Source organism: Streptomyces yerevanensis (assembly GCF_000716805.1).
GTDB classification, from domain to species: domain Bacteria; phylum Actinomycetota; class Actinomycetes; order Streptomycetales; family Streptomycetaceae; genus Streptomyces; species Streptomyces flaveus.
Genome location: NZ_JNWJ01000006.1, coordinates 120,864 through 144,058, shown reverse-complemented (window position 1 = coordinate 144,058; position 23,195 = coordinate 120,864). Strand labels below are relative to the sequence as shown.

The 23,195-nt window shown below is 69.2% G+C and carries 16 protein-coding genes; 10 read left to right on the top strand and 6 right to left on the bottom strand.

All coding sequences use genetic code 11. From position 1 onward, the window contains the following. Positions 1-132: 132 nt before the first annotated feature. The 5 genes from OP79_RS07910 to OP79_RS07885 form a co-directional block, all read right to left on the bottom strand. On the bottom strand, positions 133-1,155 hold the full coding sequence (locus OP79_RS07910; RefSeq protein ID WP_033319275.1) for an ABC transporter ATP-binding protein: 1,023 nt from the start codon (positions 1,153-1,155) through the stop codon (positions 133-135). Continuing rightward, on the bottom strand, positions 1,148-3,208 hold the full coding sequence (locus tag OP79_RS56830) for a dipeptide/oligopeptide/nickel ABC transporter permease/ATP-binding protein (protein WP_245685244.1): 2,061 nt from the start codon (positions 3,206-3,208) through the stop codon (positions 1,148-1,150). The genes OP79_RS07910 and OP79_RS56830 overlap by 8 nt, the downstream gene beginning before the upstream one ends. Positions 3,209-3,222: 14 nt before the next feature. Continuing rightward, on the bottom strand, positions 3,223-4,149 hold the full coding sequence (locus OP79_RS07895) for an ABC transporter permease (protein ID WP_033319274.1): 927 nt from the start codon (positions 4,147-4,149) through the stop codon (positions 3,223-3,225). Between the two features lie 15 nt (positions 4,150-4,164). Next, entirely contained in the window at positions 4,165-5,664 is a 1,500-nt protein-coding gene (locus tag OP79_RS07890; protein ID WP_051744512.1) for an ABC transporter substrate-binding protein, read from the bottom strand. 243 nt (positions 5,665-5,907) lie between these two features. After that, positions 5,908-6,936 carry a LacI family DNA-binding transcriptional regulator gene (locus OP79_RS07885; protein ID WP_033319273.1) on the bottom strand — a complete coding sequence of 343 codons (1,029 nt, stop codon included), beginning with the start codon at positions 6,934-6,936 and terminating at the stop codon, positions 5,908-5,910. 334 nt (positions 6,937-7,270) lie between these two features. On the opposite strand from OP79_RS07885, the gene OP79_RS07880 reads away from it, so the two are divergent. The 8 genes from OP79_RS07880 to OP79_RS07845 all read left to right on the top strand — a co-directional run bounded on the left by OP79_RS07880 (position 7,271) and on the right by OP79_RS07845 (position 21,128). Then, positions 7,271-8,584, top strand: coding sequence for an ABC transporter substrate-binding protein (locus OP79_RS07880; protein WP_033319272.1), 1,314 nt, complete (start codon positions 7,271-7,273; stop codon positions 8,582-8,584). A 189-nt stretch (positions 8,585-8,773) separates the two neighbouring features. Further along, positions 8,774-9,757, top strand: coding sequence for a carbohydrate ABC transporter permease (locus OP79_RS07875; RefSeq protein ID WP_033319271.1), 984 nt, complete (start codon positions 8,774-8,776; stop codon positions 9,755-9,757). 20 nt (positions 9,758-9,777) lie between these two features. Continuing rightward, positions 9,778-10,617 (top strand): carbohydrate ABC transporter permease, encoded by an 840-nt coding sequence (locus OP79_RS07870; protein ID WP_245685243.1) that lies wholly within the window; start codon positions 9,778-9,780, stop codon positions 10,615-10,617. A 37-nt stretch (positions 10,618-10,654) separates the two neighbouring features. Then, positions 10,655-12,697: a glycoside hydrolase family 127 protein gene (locus OP79_RS07865; RefSeq protein ID WP_051744492.1), complete on the top strand. Its 2,043-nt coding sequence runs from the start codon at positions 10,655-10,657 to the stop codon at positions 12,695-12,697. A 53-nt stretch (positions 12,698-12,750) separates the two neighbouring features. Then, complete coding sequence (locus OP79_RS07860; RefSeq protein WP_051744491.1) at positions 12,751-16,875, top strand: Ig-like domain-containing protein; 4,125 nt, start codon at positions 12,751-12,753, stop codon at positions 16,873-16,875. A gap of 51 nt (positions 16,876-16,926) precedes the next feature. Continuing rightward, entirely contained in the window at positions 16,927-19,110 is a 2,184-nt protein-coding gene (locus OP79_RS07855) for a glycoside hydrolase family 127 protein (protein ID WP_106972319.1), read from the top strand. A 342-nt stretch (positions 19,111-19,452) separates the two neighbouring features. Further along, positions 19,453-20,103, top strand: a complete 651-nt coding sequence (locus OP79_RS07850; RefSeq protein ID WP_033319269.1) for a DUF4360 domain-containing protein — start codon at positions 19,453-19,455, stop codon at positions 20,101-20,103. 362 nt (positions 20,104-20,465) lie between these two features. Beyond that, positions 20,466-21,128, top strand: a complete 663-nt coding sequence (locus OP79_RS07845; protein WP_033319268.1) for a response regulator — start codon at positions 20,466-20,468, stop codon at positions 21,126-21,128. Between the two features lie 22 nt (positions 21,129-21,150). Here OP79_RS07845 and OP79_RS07840 read toward each other — a convergent pair whose 3' ends face one another. Next, on the bottom strand, positions 21,151-21,999 hold the full coding sequence (locus OP79_RS07840) for a helix-turn-helix transcriptional regulator (protein WP_033319267.1): 849 nt from the start codon (positions 21,997-21,999) through the stop codon (positions 21,151-21,153). A 145-nt stretch (positions 22,000-22,144) separates the two neighbouring features. Here OP79_RS07840 and OP79_RS07835 point away from each other — a divergent pair, with 145 nt between their 5' ends. Together OP79_RS07835 and OP79_RS07830 are read left to right on the top strand one after the other, a co-directional pair. Further along, the gene (locus OP79_RS07835) at positions 22,145-22,411 is read left to right on the top strand and encodes an Atu4866 domain-containing protein (RefSeq protein WP_033319266.1); all 267 of its coding nucleotides are present in this window, start codon (positions 22,145-22,147) and stop codon (positions 22,409-22,411) included. A 17-nt stretch (positions 22,412-22,428) separates the two neighbouring features. After that, positions 22,429-23,163 carry an SDR family oxidoreductase gene (locus OP79_RS07830; protein WP_033319397.1) on the top strand — a complete coding sequence of 245 codons (735 nt, stop codon included), beginning with the start codon at positions 22,429-22,431 and terminating at the stop codon, positions 23,161-23,163. Positions 23,164-23,195 lie beyond the last annotated feature (32 nt).

The window sequence follows — 23,195 nt, the reverse complement described above, 5'->3', positions numbered from 1 at the left end:
TCCATACCAATGACATGATGAGTGAACGAGTGGGCATCCGGGGCGAGTTGGCGGCCCTGCCAGTCGCCCGGAGGGGGCTTCAGCGGGCCGGACTCCGGACCGGTCCTCGGCGGGCCGGACCGGCATCCCGTCTCAGGAGGCGCCTGCCCGGTGATCTCCCGTGAGCGCGGACGCCTCCTCCAGCGGGAAGTGGCATGCAGCCGTATGCCCCGGTGCCGCGAGCGCCGGCGCCGGGACGGCTTCGGCGCATACGTCCTCCGCGTGCCGGCACCGGGTCCGGAAGCGGCAGCCGGACGGAGGGTCGGCCGGTGAGGGGATCTCGCCGGTGAGCAGGATGCGTTGCCGCTTCGCCCTGCCGCCGGCCGCCAGGGACGGGGCCGCCGACAGCAGCGCCGCCGTGTACGGGTGGCGCGGCTGCTCGAAGACCTCCTCCGCCGGGCCGGTTTCCGCGATCTTCCCCAGGTACATCACGGCGACGCGGTCGGCGACGTGCCGTACGACGGACAGGTCGTGCGAGATGAACACGTACGACAGCCCCAGCTCGTCCCGTAGATCGCACAGGAGGTTGAGCACCTGGGCCTGAACCGACAGGTCCAGCGCGGAGACGGGTTCGTCGCAGACGATGACCTCGGGCTCCAGGGCCAGCGCGCGGGCGATGCCGATGCGCTGCCGTTGTCCTCCGGAGAACTCCTGCGGGTAGCGGCGGGCGTCGGAGGCGCGCAGCCCGACCATCTCCAGCAGCTCGGCGACGCGCGCCGCCCGCTTCGGGGCGGGCACGAGGTCGCGGTGGGTGCGCCACGGCTCGCTGATCAGATCCGCCGCGTTCAGGCGGGGGTTGAGCGAGCCGAACGGGTCCTGGAAGATCATCTGTACCTTGCGTCGCCAGGCGAGCAGCCTTGCGCCCGACAACGAGAACGGGTCCACTCCGTCGAAGCGCACGGTGCCCTCGTCGGGACGTTCCAGCCGCAGCAGAATCCTGGCCAGCGTGGACTTCCCGCAGCCGGACTCGCCGACGAGGCCGAGGGTTTCGCCGCGCCCCAGGTTCAGGTCCACGCCGTCGACCGCGCGCAGTTTCGTGCTGCCCTTCGCGGTGCGCGGCACGGTGAAGCTCTTGGCCAGGCCGGTGGCTTCCAGCAGGGTCCCGGGCTCAGGCATCGGCCAGTTCCTTCCCGAAGTGGCAGGCGGCGGCGCGGTCGGTTCCGGTTTCGGCGAGCTGCGGCCGGTGGGTGGCGCACAGGTCGCGGGCCATCGGGCAGCGTGTACGGAAGGCGCAGCCGGAGGGTACGGAGCGGGGGTCGGGCGGGCCTCCGGGGATGGAGCTGAGCCGGGATCCCTTGTGCTGTTCGGCCGGTACGGAGTCCAACAGGCCTCGTGTGTAAGGGTGGTTGGGCTTGCCGAACACCTCGGCCACCGGCCCCGTCTCCACGACCGTACCCGCGTACATGACGGCGACCCGGTCCGCGTGCTCGGCCACAAGACCGAGGTCGTGCGTGATGAGGACCAGCGCCATCTGCTGCTCGCTCCGCAACTCCCGTAGCAGGTCCATGATCTGAGCCTGCACGGTGACGTCCAGCGCCGTCGTGGGCTCGTCGGCGAGCAGCACCTTCGGCCGCAGCGCGACCGCCATGGCGATCAGCAGCCGCTGACGCATGCCTCCGGAGAACTGATGCGGATACGCGTCCGCGCGCGACCGCGCCTCCGGGATGCCCACGCGTTCCATCAGCTCAACGGCCTTGGCCCGCGCGGCACGCCGCGACATCCGCTCGTGGATACGGAACGGCTCCGCGAGCTGCGCCCCGACCGTGTGAACGGGATTGAGCGCGCTCAGCGCATCCTGAAAGACGATGGCGAGACCGGGCCCGGCCAGCCGACGCCGCGCCCGCGCGCCCAGCGCGAGCAGGTCCTCACCCTCCAACCGCGCCTGCCCACCCACGACTTCGGCAGCGGGATCGAGCAGCCCCGCGACCGCGTGCGCGGTCATGCTCTTGCCGCATCCGGACTCGCCCAGCAGGGCGAGGGTCTCGCCGGAACGCACGCCGAAGCTCACCCCGCGTACGACGGGGAGGGGCCCGGCGGGGGTGCGTACAGAGACCGAGAGACCGTCAACGGCCAGGGTGTCGGGAGGTGTTGGGGACAGCTCGGAGGGAGTGGCTTCGGCCGTCCTCTCCGCCGGGACGGCCTGGGTCGGCTCAACTTCCGACTGCTGGACGGTGGTAGGAGTGGGTTCGGGGCGTCGCCCCCCACGCCGCAGCCCCCGGCGCCACCGCTGACCCGGGTCCGTCGAGAGCCGGGCCCAGGCGGCGAGCACGGTCGCCGACACCGTCGTGATGACGATGGCGAGACCGGGGAACAGCGCTATCCACCAGGCGCTCTGCAACTCCTGGCGGCCTTGGGCCACCATCAGACCCCAGCTCACGTCCGGCGGTTGGATGCCGATGCCGAGGAAGCTGAGTGAGGACTCGGTCAGCATCACGAAGCAGAAGTCGAGGGCGGCGACGGTGAGCAGGGTGGGCAGCACCGTGGGCGCGACGTGGCGTCGGATGGTCGACCAGCCGCTGGTGCCGAAGGTGCGGGCCGCGTCGATGAACAGTCGGCTGCGCAGTTCGGCGGCCTCGGCGCGGGCGGTGCGCAGGTATACGGGGATCCGGGCGACGGCCAGTACCAGCACGATGTTCGCGGCGCTCGGCGAGAACACGTACAGCACGACCACGGCCAGCAGCAGCGAGGGGAAGCTGAGGATCACATCGGCGATCCGCAGGGACACGTTCTCGCGCCAACCCCCGTGATAGCCCGCCCACATGCCCCACACCGAGCCGACGACGAGGGAAACCAGGACAGCGGGTACGGCGACGGACAGGGTCGTCCCGGCCGCGGTTATCAGCCGGGCGGCGACGGGGCGGCCGAGGGAGTCGCTGCCGAGTACGTACGCCCAGCCGTCGTCGAGACTGAAGGGCGGCCGGCTGGGATCGCGCAGGTTCTGACGCGTCGCCAGGTCCCCGATGAGAAGCGGGCCCAGTACGGCGCACAGCGCGACCAGCAACAGGACCAGAGCCGCCGCGAAGGCGAACCGGTCCTGGAGCAGCAGAGCAGGCCACTTCGCCCGTACCGCCGCCCCGTTGGTCCCGGAACCCAGGCCGCTCTCCGCACCCTTGTCCCCGTCCTGACCCTTTTCCGCGTCCTGCCGGAGCACGTCGCCCTTCGGGAGCATGTCACCTCCTTGACTCACGCCGCCGCCTGCTGCCGGACCCGCGGGTCGAGGAGCGCGTGACAGATGTCCACCAGGATGTTGAGCGCGAAGATCACCAGAGCGGTGAGTAGCACCGCGGCCTGCAGGACCGCGAAATCACGCTGCAGAACCGAGTCGATCATGAGCTTGCCGATGCCGGGCCAGCCGAAGATCGTCTCGACGACGACGGCCCCGTTGACCAGCCCGACAGCGAGGTCACCCGCGACGGTGAGCGCCGGTGCCGCCGCATTGCGCAGGGCATGCCCGAAGACCACCCGCGACTCGTTCGCCCCTTTGCTGCGCGCCACCTTGACGTACGGGGCGGACAGCGCGGAGACCATGGCGCCGCGTACCACCTGCACCAGCACACCGAACGGACGGATGAGCAGCGTCACCACGGGCAGCACCCACGCCGCAGCGCCGCTCGTGCCGGAGGTGGGCAGCCAGCCGAGCGTCACCGCGAACACCAGCACGCCCATGATGGCGAACCAGAAGTCGGGAACGCTCGCGGCCGTCGAGGACAGAAAGCTCGCGACCCGGTCGGTGGCCGAGTTGGGACGGTACGCCGCCAGGCTGCCGATCACGACGGCGCCCAGGATGGCGAGCAGCATCGTCCACCCGGCGAGCTGGAGGGTGGCGGGAAAGGCCCGCAGCACCGCCTCACCCGCCGGCTGGGCGGTGCGCAGTGATTCACCGAAGTCCAGGTGGACGACCTGGCCGAGGTAGTCACCGAACTGGGCGAGCAGCGGGTCGTCGAGACCGTTGCGGGCGGCGAACTCGGCCCGCATCTCGGGCGTCGCGCTGAGCGGCAGGTACAGGTTGGCGGGGTCGCCGGTGAGCCGGGCCAGGAAGAACACCCCGAGAACCACGACCAGCAGGGGGATCACGCTGGAGACCGCGCGACGGCGCAGCATGGTGAACATCGGTCCGCTCCTCCCTCAGTCCGTACGGTGCATGTCGGCGAGCCGCATCTCGTCATTGGTGGCCGAGTCCGGCCGGTAACGGACGTTCGAGGAAAGGGCCATGATCCCGGTCATGTTGGCCATGACGGCGTCCCGTACGACCTCGTCGTTCTGGTACGCGAAGGTGTCCGCGAACGCCTTCTGCCGCGCCTTGCCCCCGGCGAGCTGGGCCTCGTCGATCAACGCGTCCAGTTCGGGAGTGCCGTAACTGCTCTGCGCGCCCTTACTGCCGTAGATCTGCCCCATCGTGAACGCGGCGTCCCCCGCCTGGTTGCCGTGCTGCGCCTGGAGGAGGGTGGGGCCGATGCCCTTGGGGAAGGGCCGCAGCAGGTACTCCAGCCAGGCGTTGACGTCGAGCATCTTGATCTCGACCTTCAGCCCGGCCTTGAGCAGGCCGTCCTGGACGACCTCCATCGCCTCGGCGGCCTTCGGGTAGATGGCGTTGCGGCCGATGATCGTGATGGTCCTGTTGGTCGGTACTCCGTCGGCGCGTGCCTCGTCCACGAGTTTCTTCGCGCGTTCAGGGTCGTACGGCCAGGGCCGTACGCGCGGATTGTGTCCCGTGACGCCCTTCGCGACGAGCTGGCCGCTCGGCCGGCCCGCGAAGACCGCCGTGACCAGGCCTTCCCGGTCGATGGCGTAGTTGATGGCCCGGCGGATCCGGATGTCGTCGAGGGGCGCCTTGCCGGCGTCCATCCGCAGGAACGAGACCTCGTTGGTGGTGAACTCCACCGCACGGTCGCCCGCCCCGTCCTCGGGAGCGAGCCCGATCGCGACATCCGCCTCGTCATTGGTCACCATGGCCGCGCGCACGCTGCCCTCCGCCCGCCATACGTACTTCGCCGCGGCGTACTCGGGGGCCTTGCCCCAGTAGCCGGGGTAGCGCTTCAGGCGAAGGAAGCGGCCCTGGCTCCATTCGTCGATCCGGTACGGGCCCGTGCCGACCGGCTCGCGCACCCTGGCACCGGGGTTGGTGGTGGTCGGCACCATCTCGACGAAGGACAGGCGCAGCGGGAGGATCGGGTCCGGCTTCGCCGTCTTGACCTCAAGTGTCGTGTCATTGACGGGAGTTGCGGTGACCTCGCTGTCCGTGAAGATATAGCCGTCGACATTGCAGTCGATGTCCGAGTCCGTGGCGCGCTTGATCGAGAACGCCGCCGCCTCCGCCGTGAACGGCGTGCCGTCATGGAACGTGACGCCCTCGCGGAGCGTGAAGGTCCACGAAGTGGGCGACGTACGGGTCCACTTGGTGGCCAGCGCCTGTTCCAGCCGCCCCGTGGACGGCTCGCGCTCGGTCAGCGCCTCCGTGATGTTGGCCCGCGTCACCCGGCCCGTCGCGGTGAGCGAGGCATCGCAGGGCTCAAGCGTCGGCGGCTCCTCGGGCAGGACGACGCGCAGGGTGTCCGGACCCTCACCGATGGGGTCGGCGCCGGCCACCGAACATCCGGAGACGGCGAGCAGAACGCTTACGGACATGAACGCGCCCACCGCTCGCCCCCGGCGAGGACGGGCGATGGAGCGGGTGTGCGATAAGCGTGGACCGGCCACTGATCCTCCGGGCTGTTCGAGCTTCGTCCACAAGAAGAAACGAAGTTTAGATATGTGGACGCGACATTATGAGATCGACCATGCTGAACGCGTCAAGATGCGTGCAGCAAGAGACTGAACACCCTTACGGTCACCGACACTTCGCGTACGCGGGAGGGGTGAGGCCCTCAGTCAGGAGAGCGGCGCCGTGGAGCCCCTGATGATGACCCGACCGCCCTGCTGTTCGATCCCGGAGCGCGGCGATCCGGCGAGCGCGGCGAACACCGCCTGCGCGGCCGCCCGACCGACCTCTTCGAGATTCATGTCGACACTGGTCAGCGGGGGACGCGCCGCAGAAGTAAGAATCTTCCAGTTGTCGAATCCCATGACCGCGACGTCCTCCGGCACCCGGTGCCCGCGCTCACGCAGCACGTCCATCACCCCGCGGGCGATCTGGTCACTGCCGCACAGGACGGCGTCCACCTCGTGGCGCCGGTCGAGCAGCATCGCGGTGGCCGTCCGTCCCCAGCCCTCCGACCAGGAACCGAAACGCGGCTCGCCCACGGGCTCGAGCCCCGCCTCGGCGAGCGCCGCCAGGGCCCCCTCGGCGCGCTCGCGCGCCGCGCAGTAACCGGGATCCCCCGTGATGTGGGCGATCCGGGTACGCCCGCAGGCGAGGAGGTGTTCCACCGCGATACGGCCCGCGCCCACGCTGTCCGGGACGATCGAGAGATCCGACGGGTCCTCTGAAGGAGCGTAGGCGTAGACCACCGGCACGGGCAGATCGCGGCCCAGTGACGGACGCGGGTCGGTACGGCTGCCCACCACGATCAGGCCGTCGACCCGGCGGCTGAGCAGCGCGCGTACGTGGTGCCGCTCCCGGATCGCGTCACCGCGGGCGTCGCACAGGAACACCGCGACCTCGCCCGCGCCGAAGGCGTCCTCGGCACCCATGAGGATCGGAATGCTGAACCGGCCTTCGAGGTCGCTGGTCAGCAGGCCGACCGTGCCGGTGCGGCCGGCGAGCAGGCTCCGGGCGAGCTGGTTCGGCCGGAACGACAGCCGCTCGGCCGCCTCGATCACCCGCTCCCGCGTCTCGGCGCGCACCTGGCTGCGGCCGTTGAGTGCCTTGGACGCGGTCGCGATGGACACCCCCGCGAGCCGGGCGACATCGCCGAGGGTGGCCGGTTGCGGACGAGAGGGGCCGGTGGCCTGCGCCATGTGAGGTTCTCCTGTCCCGTCGCGTGCGGTACGCGCCGCACGGGCCGTACTCGTCCCGAGGGCGACCACACCGCCGGGTGCCGACGCGTCCGAGGTCGTATGCCGTGCGGAAAACAGTACTCGATCGATTTCGGACGTGGTCTTCAAGCGGTGGCGCAAAGGACTCAGTCCATGTGTTGCAAGGGGATTGACGAGCCATCAGGGCGGTCATAGCGTTCCAGAAAACCTTTTCGGCCCTTTTCGTCGCGGAGTCAGTAGCGCAGCCAGTCCCACATTCACCGTCCCGGAGGACCGGCCGGCCCGCCCGTCGGCCGCCATACAAGGGGGATCGACCATGGGGAGAACAGCCGGACCGCGTCGGAACGCCGCTCGTCTCGGCGTCACCGCGCTCGCACTGCTCGTCGCGACGGGTCTGGTCACGGCCTGCGGGTCGGGGGACGACGGGGGAGGGGGAGAGGGCGGCGGCGCGGCGACCGCCACCGGTGTCGACGACGGGACGACACTGACGATGTGGACCCGCGCCGCCACCCGGCCACAGAGCGAGGCCCTGGTGAAGGCCTACAACGCCAGTCACAAGAACCGGATCGAACTGACCGTCATCCCCACCGACGACTACCAGGCCAAGGTCGGTGCCGCGGCGGGATCGCGTGACCTGCCGGACCTCTTCGCCTCGGACGTCGTGTTCGTGCCCAACTACACGTCCAGCGGCCTCTTCGCCGATCTCACCGAACGCGTCGACGCCCTGCCCTTCGCCGATCAGCTCGCCCAGTCGCACATCAAGGCCGGTACGTACGAGGACAAGAAGTACGTCGTCCCGCACACCCTCGATCTGTCGGTCCTCTTCTACAACAAGGATCTCTACAGGCGGGCCGAACTCGATCCGGAGAAGCCACCCACCACCCTCGCCGAGTGGGACAAACACGCGCGAGCTGTCGACGCGCTCGGAGGAGGCGTCAACGGCACCTTCTTCGGCGGCAACTGCGGCGGCTGCGGGGTCTTCACCTGGTGGCCGTCGATCTGGGCGGCGGGAGACGACGTCCTGAACGAGGACGGGACGAAGGCGACTCTCGCCTCCGACACCGCCAAGAAGGTGTACGAGACCTATCGCGGCTGGGTGAACGACGACATCGTGGCCCCGGGCGCACGCGACGAGACCGGCACCACCTGGACCGGCGTCTTCCCGAAGGGGAAGACCGGCGTGATGCCCATGCCGTCGACGACCCTGGGCCTGATGCCCAAGGACCTCGACCTCGGTGTCGCCCCGATCCCCGGCCCCGACGGCGGCAAGTCGACGTTCGTGGGCGGCGACGCCATCGGCATCTCCGCCACCAGCAAGTCGGCCGACCAGTCCTGGAACTTCCTCGCCTGGTCCCTGGGCGAGAAGGCCCAGGTCGATGTCGTCGCCGCGAACAAGGACGTCGTGGCACGCACGGACCTGGCGTCCAACAAGCACTCGGACGCCGACCCGCGGCTCGTGACGATCAACGAGCTCGTCAAGGACGGCCGAACCCCCTACGCCCTGAAGTTCGGCCAGACCTTCAACGACCCCAACGGCCCCTGGCTGACCCTGATGCGCAACGCCGTCTTCAAGGACGGCTCGTCACTGGACAAGGACAACGAGGCGGTCACAGCCTCCCTGGCGGACTGACCCAGTCCATCACCTGAGCAAGTCCAACTACCGCGCCCCGTAAGGGGCGCGGGGCGGTGTCAATTTGCGGCTCCGCCGCGATGGGGGTCCCCCCGCTCGAGCGAATTCGAGAGTGGGGGAGCGCCCAGCCACAAAGCACCCGCAGTTTCCGTACGAGCGCCCCCCCGCGGACGACGGCAGAGGAGAGCCATGCAGCCACAGGTGGCAGACGAGGCGGCGGCCGGACGCCACGCGGCGTCCACCAGCCGCACGCGGCGCGCCGCCCGCCCCCACCCACCCCACCAGGCCGGAGGCCCGTGGTGGCGGTCCCGCAAGGTCAAGGGCCTCGGTTACGCCGCCCCCACCGCCGCGTTCGTCACGGTGTTCTTCCTGCTGCCCCTGCTGCTCGTCGGACAGATGTCGGTCAGCGACTGGCCGCTCCTCGCCGGGAACCGGGGCGGCAACGCCCCCGAGAACTACACGGACATCACCGACAGCACTCTGTTCTGGCCGGCGGTCCGCTTCACCCTGCTCTACACCGTGATCGTCACCGTCATCCTCCTCGGCCTGGCACTCCTGCTGGCCCTCCTGGTCCAGGAACACCGGCCGGGCGTCGGCTTCTTCCGTACGGTCTACTTCCTGCCCGGCGCCCTCGGACTGGCCTCCGCGTCCCTGTTGTTCTGGGGTCTCTACAGTCCCACCACCGGCCCGCTCAGTCCCCTCCTCGAAGGACTCGGCCTGGTCGACGAACCGGTCTCCTTCCTGGGCGCACCGACCTCGGCCCTGCTGTCGACGGTGTTCCTCGTCGTCTGGAAGTTCGCCGGGTTCTACATGCTGATCCTGCTCGTCGGCCTCCAGCGCATCCCGCACGAGGTGTACGAGGCGGCGCGGATGGACGGCGCGGACCGGTGGCAGATATTCCGCCGTATCACCCTGCCCCTGCTGCGGCCCTCCCTCGCGCTGACGCTGCTGCTGTGCGCGACCGGCTCGCTACTCGCCTTCGACCAGTTCTTCATCCTCACCAAGGGCGGACCGGACAACAGCACCGTCACCATCGTCCAGCTCATCTACCGCGAGGCGTTCCAGCGGCTGGACCTCGGCACCGCCGCGGCGCTCTCGATCATCGTGCTGGCCGTGCTGCTCCTGCTCAACGTCCTGCAGTTCCGCGGCCTGCGCCGCGCGGACGAGTCATGAGCGGAGCCACCGGAGAAGCCATGAGAACGGAGACCATGGGACTCAAGAACACCCTCAGCCGCACCCCGTACTACGTCCTCGCCGGCGGCCTGGCCGTCATCTTCCTCTTCCCGCTGGTGTGGAACGCCTGGGCCTCGGTCAGCGGACAGCCCGGCACCGCACAGGAGTCCGGCTACGGATTCGGCAACTACCGCACCCTGCTCGACTACGACGCAGGCCTGTGGCGCTACCTGCTCAACAGCACGATCGTCTCGGCACTCACGGTCGCGCTCACGCTGGGGGTGTCACTGCTGGGCGGCTACGCCTTCGCCCGCTTCGACTTCCCCGGCAAGAACCTCCTCTTCCTGCTGACCCTGGCCATCCTCATGGTCCCGTACGCCACGCTGCTCATCCCGCTCTATGTGCTGCTCGGCAGACTCCACCTGCAGAACTCGCTCATCGGGCTCAGCCTGGTGCTCGCCATGTTCCAACTGCCGTTCGCCACCTTCATGATGCGGATCTCCTTCGAGGCCGTGCCCCGAGAACTGGAGGAGTCAGCCCTCGTCGACGGCTGCGGAACATCGGGCGCGCTCCGGCGGATCCTGCTCCCCGCGGTCCGGCCAGGACTGATCACCGTGGGACTCTTCGCCTTCCTCGCGGCGTGGAACGACTTCATCGCCCCGCTGATCCTCATCTCGGACAGCGAGAAGGCACCACTGCCACTGGCCATCGCCAATCTGAGGCAGCAGAGCATGGGGGCCGTCGACTACGGGGCGACCGAGGCGGGAGTGGTCGTCCTGGCCGTCCCCTGCCTCCTCCTCTTCCTGCTCCTGCAACGGCACTACATGCGCGGCTTCATGTCCGGCGCACTGAAGGGATGACCCGAAGGCATGAACAGGTGAGGGGGAACAGGCCAACATGACACGGTCACCCATCGTGCCGGTGGCGCCGGGCCGCGGCCGGAGCCGGTTACGGCCGCTCGGCCTCGACGAGGTGAGGATCATCGGCGGCTTCTGGGGCCGGCGGCAGCAGGTCAACGCCGAGGCCACGCTGCACCACTGCCGCGACTGGATGGAACGCGTCGGCTGGACCGGCAACTTCCGGACCGCCGTGCACGGCCGGATCGACCGCGACCGGCGGGGCCGGGAGTTCGCCGACTCCGACGTCTACAAGCTGCTCGAAGCGATGGCCTGGGAGACCGGGCGCCGCGCCGATCCCACCCTGGACGCGGCGATCGCCGAACTCACCGACGCCATCGCCCCCGCCCAGGAACCGGACGGCTACCTCAACACCGCCTACGGCCGCCCGGGACAGCCACCCCGGTACAGCGACCTCGAATGGGGCCACGAACTGTACTGCTACGGCCATCTCATCCAGGCCGGCGTGGCGCAGAGCAGAGCACGCGGCGAGGGCGAGCTGACCAAGACCGCGCGACGCGCCGCCGACCACGTCTGCGCCACCTTCGGCACGGGCGGCATCGAACGGGTCTGCGGCCACCCGGAGATCGAGACGGCACTGGTGGAACTGGCCCGGCTCACCGGCGAGCAGCGCTATCTCGACCAGGCCGCGCTCTTCGTCGCGCGGCGCGGCCACGGCACGCTCGCCGACATCGAGTTCGGCCGCGCGTACTACCAGGACGACTTACCGGTACGAGAGGCGAAGGTGCTGCGCGGCCACGCCGTCCGCGCCCTCTACCTCGCCGCCGGTGCCGTCGACGTGGCCGTCGAGACCGGCGACGAGGAACTGCTCGCCGCGGTCGTACGGCAGTGGGAGACGACGGTCGCGCGGCGGACGTATCTGACCGGCGGCATGGGGTCGCACCACCGGGACGAGTCCTTCGGCGAGGACTTCGTCCTGCCCCCGGACCGCGCGTACTCCGAGACGTGCGCGGGCGTCGCCTCGGTGATGCTCTGCTGGCGGCTGCTTCTCGCCACCGGCGAGCCACGCTTCGCCGACCTGGCCGAGCGCACCCTGTTCAACGTGATCGCGGCCTCCCCGTCCGAGGACGGCCGCGCCTTCTTCTACACCAACACCCTCCACCGGCGCGGTCGGGGCACAGTATCCAGAACCGACACCGACAGTCCGCGCGCCGACTCCGGCCTGCGCGCCCCCTGGTTCGCGGTCTCGTGCTGCCCGACCAATGTGGCACGTACCCTCGCCCAGCTGTCCGGGTATCTGGCCACGGCCGACGAACACGGCGTCCAACTGCACCAGTACGCCGACGCCGAGATCGCCACCACGCTCGACGACGGCCGCGTGATCGGGCTCCGTGTCCGCACCGACTACCCGGCCGGGGGAGTGGTCACCGTACGGGTCACCCGTTCCCCGGACCATCGCCCTTGGACGCTGTCGTTACGCGTCCCCGCGTGGACGGCGGGCGCCACGGCCTGGCTGACGGACCCCGACGGGGTACGCCGCCCGGCCGCCCCAGGGTCGGTCGAGGTCACCCGGGCTTTCCGGGCGGGCGACCAGGTCCGGCTGGAACTGCCCCTCGCGCCCCGCTGGATCCGTGCCGATCCACGGATCGACGCGGTCCGCGGCACGCTGGCGGTCCAGCGCGGGCCGCTGGTGTACTGCGTGGAGTCCACGGATCTGCCCGGCGGGCGGGACGTGGACGCGGTACGGGTGGATCCGCGCTCACAGCCACGGGAACGGTTGGACGGAGGGCGCGGCGGCTACAGACCCGCCACGGTGCTGGTCGCCGGTGAGCTGACCGGGACGGACGACCGGAATGAACAGCGCGACGCGTCATGGCCGTACGAGCCGCACAGTCACCCCCCACGTCGTACGACCGCAGCCGACCGTACGGAGATCGTCCTCGTTCCCTACCACTCCTGGGGGAACAGAGGACCTTCGACCATGCGGGTGTGGCTGCCCACGGCGGACCCCGACAGCACCACCCCCACAGGGAGGCAGTCGTGCACGAACCTCGAAGAGAGCACAGACCGCACAGCCGTTTAAGACAGCGCGGCCGAGGTTTCCTCGCCGGAGCCCTGACGCTCGCCCTGGCATTGGTGGCCACGCCGGCCGCCGTCGTCCCTGCCCACGCAGACAACGACGCCATCGGCTACCCCGTGTTCTCCGGAGCGGAGAACCCCGTCCCCGAATTACCCGCGGGCTTCATCGTCAACGAGACCATGCGTGCCCAGTACCGAGCCGATCTGCGGCGCGGCGACGGCACCGACTTCTGGATGGACCGGATGCTGGCCCGCGAAGGCCAGGATCCCGCGGGCACATGGCTGTTCACCCGGGGCCGAGCCGTGTTCATGAAGGAACACGACCCCACGAAGCTCGGTTTCGCGGGCAACGCCGCGTACTGGGAGAGCATCGACAACCGCTCCGCGTACACCGTCACCGTGGCGGCGGACGGCGAGAACATCGCCCTCCGAGAGAACGTGGACGCCAGGAAACAGACGCCGAGTTACTGGCGCAGCGCATTCGCCCACGAGACCACCGGTCTGAAACTGACCCAGACGAAGTTCATCACCGACGCCAATGCCGCCGTGACGAACCTGGCGCTCACCAACTCCGGTTCGCAGTCCCGCACCTTCACGCTGCGCGCCATGTCCCCATACACCACCACCCCCGACGGCGCCGAACTCACCGGCACGGTCGCGGCGAAGAACAACCTCACGACGGTCTTTCCGCGGCTCTCGGGCGACGGGATGAAACCCGAGAGCGAGGGAGAGGGCAAGGGCGAGGCACTGACGCGCTCGGTGACCGTACCGGCCGGCGGCACCGTCACGGTCAAGGTCCAACTGGGCTTCGTCACCGAGGAGATCGGCGATTCACGGACCGCGTACGACTCCGTGCGGGCCGCTTCCCCAAAAAACGCCTTCCGCGACCACGTCAGAGAATACAACCGCTGGTGGGCTGAGAACCTGCCCTATATGGACGTCCCGGACGACAACATCGAGAAGACGCTCTACTACCGCTGGTGGCTGCTGCGTTACAACTTCCTCGATGCCGACATCCCGGGCAACGACTACCAGTTCCCCACCTCCATGGAAGGCGTCCTCGGCTACAACAACGCGATCGCCCTCACCGTCGGCATGTTCGTCGACGACCTCAAATACCTGCGCGACCCGAGCTATTCGTACGGGCCCTGGGTATCGGCGGGAGAGGTGTCGAAGAACAGCAAGTACACCGACAACCCCGGTGATCCCGAGAACTGGTCGAACAGCTACACCCAGTACATCTCCGAGGCCGCCTGGCGTTCCTACCAGGTGCACGGCGGGCCGGACGGCATCGTGCGCAATCTGGCCCGGTACGCCGAGAAGGACGTCCGCGGTCAACTGGCCGACTACGACAACGACGGCAACGGACTGATCGAGTACGACTGGGGCGCCATGACCGGGAACGACGCCGACGCGGTGTCGTTCGACTGGAAGCCCGGAAATCTGGACCGCGCTGAATCGGCATATGTGTTCAGCAACGCCTCGGCGGCCGCCCGCGCCTACGACCTGCTCGGTGAGACCGAAAAGGCCGACGGGATGCGGGGAATCGCGGACCGGGTGAAGAAGGCGGTTCTGGAGCACCTCTGGGACCCGAAGGACAAACTCCTCAAGCACCGGCACGTGGCCTCGGACTCCCTCGTGCCGTGGAAAGAGATCAACAACTACTATCCGTACAGCGTCGGGTTGATGCCCACCTCGGACGAGGATCCCCAGTACCTCGAAGCCCTGCGGCTGTGGGCCGACGCGAAGCAGTACCCCGTCTTCCCGTTCTTCACCGCCAACCAGGCCGACAAGGCTGAGGCCGCGGAACAGGGACACCCGGGCAGCAACAACTTCTCGGTCATCAACTCCACGGTCGCCTTCCGCTTCCTCTCCTCGGTGCTGCGGAAGTACCCGAACAAGTACATCGACAACGAGTGGTACAAGAAACTGCTCTCCTGGAACGCCTGGGCGCACTACGTGGACGGTGACAACCGCTGGCCCGACCAGAACGAATTCTGGGCGGACGGCAGCGCCGACCCGCAGAAGATCGGGTACCGGTCATGGATACACCACACCATCCTCGGCACCACCAACTGGACGGTGATCGAGGACGCAATGGGATTCAGGCCGCGTTCCGACAAGAAGATCGAGCTCTCGCCGATCGACATCGACTGGCCGCATTTCGCGGTGACGGACATCAATTACCGGGGCAGCAATCTGGCCGTCCTCTGGGATGAACCGGGCGACGGGAAAAGGCCGTACGGGAAGCAGGTGCCCGAGGGCTATTCCGTCTACCTCGACGGCAGGCTCGCCTTCACGGTCGACTCCCTCACCCACCTCCTCTACGACCCCGCCACCGGCAAGGTGACATTCCCCGACGGCGGTGACGCCAAGGTGCGTACCAGCAACAAGGCCCGCATCCAGGCGCCCCAGGACGTCGAGTACGGCTCGAAGGAAAGGGTCACCGATCTCTTCGCCAAGGCCGGACGAGACCTGAGTGGTCCTGAGAAGAACGCGGAGAATCTCGCCTCCGGGGCGACCGCGCGAGCCTCGCACGAGGCCGAGGGGCGCGGAGTCTCCGGTGCCGTCGACGGCTTCACCATCAACGAACCCTTCTGGGGTGCGCGAGGCTCGGGAGCCGAAGAGGACTGGTACGAGATCGAATTCGCCGGACCGAGGAAAGTCGACGACGTCAAACTCTACTTCTACAGCGACAAAAAGCCGGGCGGATACTCCGAACCGGCCATGTACACCGTCCAGTTCTGGAACGGTACGGAATGGAAGGACGTGGCAGGGCCGGCCAAGTCGCCGGTCTACCCGAGAGCCAACCGCAATCACGTCCGCTTCGAGCAGGTGACGACGCAGAGACTGCGCGTTCTGCTGACCCACAGGGACGGTCACAGCAGTGGCCTCAAGGAGATCCAGGCATTCGACACCGGTGAGAGAGTCCCCGCCTCGGTGAACCGGGCCCCGTACGTCGAGGCCTGGCAGGACACCTCGTACCACCGGCCCGGCCAGGTCCGGCTGACGGGGATCGTCGAGGACGACGGACTTCCCGCACGGAAACTCACCTCCGTGTGGAAGACGGTCGACGGCCCGGAGGGCGGCACGGTCATCCTCGACGACCCGGGGGCCCCGACGACCGTCGCCCGGTTCACCGAGGCGGGCACCTATACCCTCCAACTGACCGCCACGGACGGTGCGAAGCAGACGGTGAAGCAGGTCGTCGTGAAGGCGGAGGGCCCTTCCGGCGGCACGCAGGCCAACGTGGCTCCGTTCGCGACGCCCACGGCCTCCTACACCTCCGGCTGGGAGTCGGCCGCCGCGATCAACGACGGCAAGGAACCGGCCTCGTCCTCGGACACACCGCGCTGGGGCAGCTGGCCGGAGGAGGGCACCCAGTGGGTCCGGTACACCTGGGACGACCCGGTGCGCGTCGACGGCTCGGACCTGTACTTCTTCCGGGACGCGCAGCCCGGAGCGGGAGACGGCGTCGGTGTCCCGGCCTCATGGGTGATCGAGTACCTGGACGGCGACGAGTGGCGCGAGGTCCGGCAGCCGAGCGGCTACGGCACCGCCGAGAACAGCTACAACCGGACCACCTTCGCCCCGGTCACGACGACGGGTCTGCGGGCCCGGCTGACCGGACACCCCGGGCTCTCCGTCGGCGTACAGGAATGGAAGGTGTACGCCGAAACCCCGGAGTCCGTCCGCGAGGTGCACGTCCCGACGCCACGAGGGACGATCCCCGACCTGCCCGACGAGGTGACGATGGTCTACGCCGACGGGTCCACGGCCCGTTCGCCCGTCGCCTGGCCCGCCCTGGCGGAGGACCAGGTCGCGGAGGGCGGCACGAGCGTACGGATCACCGGCCTTGCGGACCGGTCCGCAAGGCCGGTCACGGCGACCGTCTGGGTACGGCTCACCGACGCGGTCGAGATCACCAGCATCGCCGGTGAGCGGGTGGTGACCCGGCCCGAGGTGGCACCCCGGCTGCCGGGGACCGTCGTCGCGACGTACAACGACGGCTCGAAGGACAGCCGCGTCCCCGTCACCTGGGATCCGGTCGAACCGGGCCAGTACGCCGAGCCGGGAACCTTCGAGGTCGGCGGAACGGTGGCGGGCACCGACCGCCGTGCCACGGCCACGGTCACCGTCACGGCGCCGCCGCCCGGCTCGGCCGGGCGTGCGTCACCCTGACCATCCGCAGCCACCGAACTGTCCCTGCCCGTCGACGATCGGAGACCGAGCATGCCCCAGCTCCCTTCCCGCCGCCGCCTGCTGAGGCTCACCGCCGCGGCGGCCGCCGTTCCGCTGCTCGAACCGGCCACTACCGCCACCGCCGCCGTTCCCGCGCCCGGCCCTCTCGCGGCACCCGCCGCGTACCCCGGGGGCCCCACGGGTACCACCGGCTCCGCACTGCCTGTCCCGGAAACCTGGACGGTGCGGCCGTTCCCGCTGGACGCCGTGCGACTGGGCGAAGGCACCTTCCGCAGCAAGCGCGACCTCATGCTGGAGTACGCGCGGGCCTATCCGGCGGACCGGATCCTCGCCGTCTTCCGGGCCAACGCCGGGCTGGACACGCGCGGTGCCCAGCCGCCAGGAGGCTGGGAGACCTCCGACGGCAACCTGCGCGGCCACTACGGGGGCCACTTCCTCACCCTGCTCGCCCAGGCTTACGCCGACACACGCGAGGCCGAACTCAAGGCCAAGCTGGACTACTTGGTCACGGCGCTCGGGGAGTGCCAGGAGGCGCTGGCGGAGCACGGCTCGCCGCGGCCGAGCCACCCCGGCTATCTCGCCGCGTACCCGGAGACGCAGTTCATCCTGCTGGAGAGCTACACGACCTACCCGACCATCTGGGCGCCGTACTACACCTGCCACAAGATCATGAGGGGCCTTCTCGACGCCCACACCCTGGCCGGCGACGAACGCGCCCTGGAGATCGCCTCGAAGATGGGCGACTGGGTGCACAGCAGACTCGGCCGCCTTCCGAAGGCGCAGCTGGAGCGGATGTGGTCCATCTACATCGCCGGCGAGTACGGCGGGATGAACGAGGTGATGGCCGACCTGTACGCCCTCACCGGCCGCGCGGAGCATCTCGCCGCCGCCCGCTGCTTCGACAACACGGCACTGCTGGAGGCCTGTTCGCAGGACCGGGACATCCTGGAGGGCAAACACGCCAACCAGCACATCCCCCAGTTCACCGGCTACCTGCGGCTGTTCGACCACACCGGGGAGGACACCTACGCCGAAGCGGCCCGCAACTTCTGGGGGATGGTCGTCGGCCCGCGTACGTACAGCCTCGGCGGCACCGGGCAGGGAGAGATGTTCCGCGCCAGGGATGCGATCGCGGCCACCCTCGACGACAAGAACGCCGAGACCTGCGCGACGTACAACATGCTCAAGCTGAGCCGGCATCTGTTCTTCCACGATCAGAACCCGGCCTACATGGATTACTACGAGCGGGCCCTGACCAACCAGATCCTCGCCTCCCGCCGGGACAGCCGCAGTACCGGCAGCCCCGAGGTCACGTACTTCGTCGGGATGGGGCCGGGAGTACGGCGCGACTACGGCAACACGGGAACCTGCTGCGGCGGTACCGGAATGGAGAACCACACCAAGTACCAGGACTCGGTCTACTTCCGCTCCGCCGACGGGAGGGCGCTGTACGTCAACCTGTACCTGGCCGCCACCCTGGAGTGGCCGGAGAAGGGCTTCGTCGTCTCGCAGACGAGCGACTTCCCGGACGAGGGAGCGAGCACGCTGACCGTGGTGGAGGGAAGCGGGCGCCTCGATCTCAAGCTGCGCGTCCCGGACTGGGCCACCCGGGGCTTCACGGTCACCGTCAACGGCGTACGGCAGCCCGGTCGCGCGGTGCCGGGAAGCTATCTCACGGTGAGCCGGAGGTGGACGCGCGGGGACCGCGTCCGGGTGTCGGCGCCGTTCGGTCTGCGGATCGAGAAGGCTCCCGACGATCCCGCCGTGCAGTCCCTGTTCTACGGGCCGGTCCTGCTGGTGGCCCGGAGCGCGGAGCCGACGTTCCGCTCGTTCTCGTTCTACAAGGACTTCACGCTCCGCGGTGACCTGGCGGACGCGGTCCGGCCCGAGGGCAGGCCGATGCACTTCACGACCCACGGCCTGGTCCTCGCACCGTTCCACATCGGGGACGACAGCCAGTACCACGCGTACTTCAAACGGTCCGAACCCGTCATCGTGTTCGGCTCGGCCGACTCCGGCGTGCCCAACCGTGACCGCGGCGACGGTACGACCTTCCTCGACCTGGTGTGGAACCCGGCACCGTTCGCGACGTCCGGCCGGTTCGTCCGTGCGGTACGTGCCCTGGCCGGGGAATGGCTCTCCGAGGGCTTGCTCACCCGGAGCGAACGCGACCGGGTGGTCAGCGCGGCGGCTCGCGCGGATCTCAGGGCTTGAGCGGGGGCCTCCGGGATCTCAGGACCTGAGCGGGAGCAACCGGCCCGCCTGGCCGCTCCGGCGTGAATGGCCGGAGATCGCCCTAGGCGGCCGGCATGCGGCCCCATACGATGCGCGATGGCTCACGGCCTTCACATCTCCTCCACAAGGTCGTGAGTGCGCTTCAGTGTTTGGCATGCCCATGACCTACGAGCCCAGACGTGTGCATGCGCACGCCCTGCTCCATCCGACGCACCTGGTCAGCGACGGTCTCCGCGCAGGCGGACACCGCACCCCCCAACCCCGGCGGCGCCGGCACCTGCCCGCACCGCCCGGACCACCGAAGCACCGGATTGGAAGAAGATGACTGGTGGACTGCTTCTGAGCGGCGCGGTCACAGCGCTGTTCGCCTCGGCGCTCCCCGCGCCGCAGAGCTCCTCCGCGATCACCGACCCGCCCCCGGACAAGATCGTGATCGAGGTCGCCACGGTCAACGGGTCGGGTTGCCCCCAGGGGACGGCCGCCGTGGCCGTCTCGCAGGACAACACCGCCTTCACGGTGACGTACAGCGACTACCTCGCCCAGGTGGGCGGCGGCGCCAGTCCCACCGCGTTCCGCAAGAACTGCCAGCTCAACCTCATCGTCCACGTACCGCAGGGCTTCACCTACGCGGTCGCCAGCGCCGACTACAGAGGCTTCGCCTCGCTCCAGCCGGGCGCGAGCAGTACCCAGAAGGCCTCGTACTACTTCCAGGGATCGCCGAACACGGAGTCCAGAACCCATCCGTTCCGCGGCCCCTACAACGACAACTGGCAGGCCACCGACACCACCGACTGGGCACAGCTGGTCTGGGCGCCCTGCGGAGTGCAGCGCAACTTCAACATCAACACCGAACTGCGCGTCAACGCGGGAACCTCCGCGCCCGGCAGCACCAGCTTCATGACCATGGACTCCACCGACGGCGACATCAGCACCGTCTACCACCTGGCCTGGAAGGAGTGCCCCGGGGAGTAACGCGGGAACACAGCGACCCTGACCGGTGTTCGCTGCTGACCGGGGTCCCACCCCGGTCAGCAGCGAACACCCCTTCCGTACGGGCCAGTCGGCCGTGGAGTCCGCAGGGCCTCGTAACAAGTGCGCCACTTCCGGACGCGTCGATCGAATGTTGACCGGATATTGACTCGGACATGGCAGGCTCTGCGTGTCCGTGGACCGGCGGACGCGCCCCGCAGTCGACCGAAGCGGCACACCATGACACTGACCACCCTGAACTTGGACCACCAGCGCGCCTGCCTTCTGACAACGTTGCCTTCGGTGGCGCCACCGACATCACCAAGGCACTCCGAGACCCCCTCGCCCGCTGAGTGAACAGCGACATGACCTACGTCATCGTTTCTCTCGACCGATCCCGCAGCGGACCCCTTCTGCGCGCCCTGCGCGGGGCACGATTACTCCCTCCGCTCGTCCACCCGTGGGGATCGCACCACGCCTACGAAGAGCTGCTGACGCAGCCGCGGTCGCTCGCGATTCTCGACGTACCGGACGAGCGGTGGAGCCCAGGCCTCGAGCGTCGCGTCGGACTGCTGCGCCGACTGGCGCCCGTCATAGCGCTCGTGCCCGAAGGCACCGATGCCGCCGACCTCCTCGACGCCGGAGCCGACAACGTCCTGACGCGAAACATGCCGGTCGAGGAACTGGCCGTACGGCTGGCCACGGAGCGGCGCTCGCTGGCCTCGGCCGGGCCCGTGCCGCACGAGCAGTGTTCCCCGCCCGCCTCGATGCTTCCCCACCACGGCTCGCAAAGACTGCTCCTGCGTCTGCTGCTCAGCGACCGGCGACCGTGGTGCTGCCACGATCTGAGCCAACTGCTCGGCACCGCCGAACAGCCCCTGAACCGTGCGGCCCTGCGCGCCCGGCTCGACAGGCTCCATTCTGTTCTGGAGCCCCTGGGACTGGCCCTGACCAGGTCCGGGGCCTGGAAGCGGCTCTTCTACACGGTCGTGCCTTCGGCAGAAGACCGCGCCGTAACTCGGCCATGACAGCTCATCAGCGCCGCCGCGCCTAGCTGTGGGGACGGTGCTCCGCCTGGTGCCGGGTGGCGTGGAGGGAGCCGAGGAGGCCCAGGGCGTGGGCGCTGGGGCTGCCTGGCTCGGCGTGGTAGATGACGAGTTGCTGGCCGGGAGCGTCGCGTACGTCGAAAGCCTGGTACGTGAGGGCGAGTTGACCGACGTCCGGGTGGAGGAAACGCTTGGCGTCCTGCGTCTTGCCGCGCACGGTGTGGGCGTTCCACAGGCGGGTGAAGTCCGCGCTGTGCTCGGTGAGGGTGCGGACGAGCTCGCGTAGCCGGGGATTGTCCGGGTCGAGTCCTGCTGCTTGACGCAGATTGGCCACGGTGGCCTGGGCCGTCCCGTTCCAGTCCGGGTAGAAGGTGCGATGGGCGGGATCGAGGAACGCCATCCGGGCCAGGTTGTCCGCCGGTTCGAAGGGGGAGTACAGGGCATCGGTCAGGGCGTTGGCGGCGATGATGTCCAGCGTCGGGTTGATCACGAACGCCGGGGTGTTGGGGTATCCGTCCATCAGCTGGCGCAGCGCCGGACCGACCCTGTCAGGGGCGTGGACGGACGGCTGGTCGCTCGGAATGGTCCCGGCCAGCCGGAACAGGTGGGTGCGGGCGTCCGCATCGAGGCGCAGCGCGCGGCTGAGGGCATCCAGCACTTGGGGGGAGGGGTGGCGTTCGCGGCCCTGTTCCAGGCGGGTGTAGTAGTCGGCGTTCACCCCGGCGAGAACGGCGACCTCCTCACGGCGTAGCCCGGCGACGCGTCGGACCCCGTAGCTCGTCATGCCGACGTCCTCCGGCCGCAGGCCCGCCCGCCGCGCGCGAAGGAAGTCTCCCAAGTGGTTGTCAGCCATAGCCATGACCTCAGGCTAGGCGGCCGATCGGCGCGCTGCCTGGGTGTGCCGCACCCAGGCAGCACACGTCCTGGTTGACGGTCTCCGACCTGCCCAGACTCGGTGGCGCAGGGCAGAACCGCACGACGGACGAGAGGAGTTCCCCATGGCCAGGACCGCCGACGACGACAACGTCGACGTGGTCGGAATGTGGGTGACCGCAGACGGCTACATACGCCAGGAGCTGCGCCCCGACGGCCGCTACGACGAAGCCCGCGGCGACCGGCGCAGCGCGTACACCGGCCGGTACACGGTGACCGGCAGTCACCTGGACTACGTCGACGACACCGGGTTCACCGCGACGGGCGACATCCGCGACGGCGTGCTCTACCACGAGCACCTCGTCCTCCACCGGCAGGAGAAGCAGGCATGACGAACGAAGAAGCAGGCATGACGAACACGGCCAAGGTGGTACTGGTCACCGGCGCGAGCAGCGGCATCGGTGAGGCGACGGCCCTGCGGCTGGCCGCCGACGGTCACCGTCTCCTCCTGGGTGCGCGGCGCACCGACCGGCTGGAGGAGCTGGTCTCGAAGATCACCACCGAGGGCGGCAGCGCGGCGTACCGGCCCCTGGATGTCACGGACGCCGCCGATGTACGCGCCTTCGTGTCCGCCGCCCGCGATCGCTGGGGCCGGGTGGACGTGATGGTCAACAACGCCGGGGTGATGCCGCTCTCCCCGCTCGCGGCACTGAAGGTCGACGAGTGGGACCGGATGATCGACGTGAACGTCCGTGGCGTGCTCCACGGCATCGCCGCTGCGCTGCCGGTGATGCGGGAGCAGGGCGGCGGGCAGTTCGTGAACGTCGCGTCGGTCGGCGCGTACGAGGTGGTGCCCACCGCCGCGGTGTACTGCGCCACCAAGTTCGCCGTACGCGCGATCTCCGAAGGGCTGCGCCAGGAGTCGCCCGGTGACATCCGGGTCAGCGTCGTCTCCCCGGGCGTCACCGAGTCCGAACTCGCCGACTCCATCTCCGACCCGCGGGCCCGTGACGACATGAAGGCCTACCGCGCGGTGGCCATCCCCGCCTCCGCGATCGCGGACGCCATTGCCTTCGCCATCAGCCGACCCGCCGAGGTCGACGTGAACGAGATCGTGGTGCGGCCTGCCGCGAGTGTGCACTAGCTCCGGAGGCGCAGGACCGGGCCGTCCGCCGG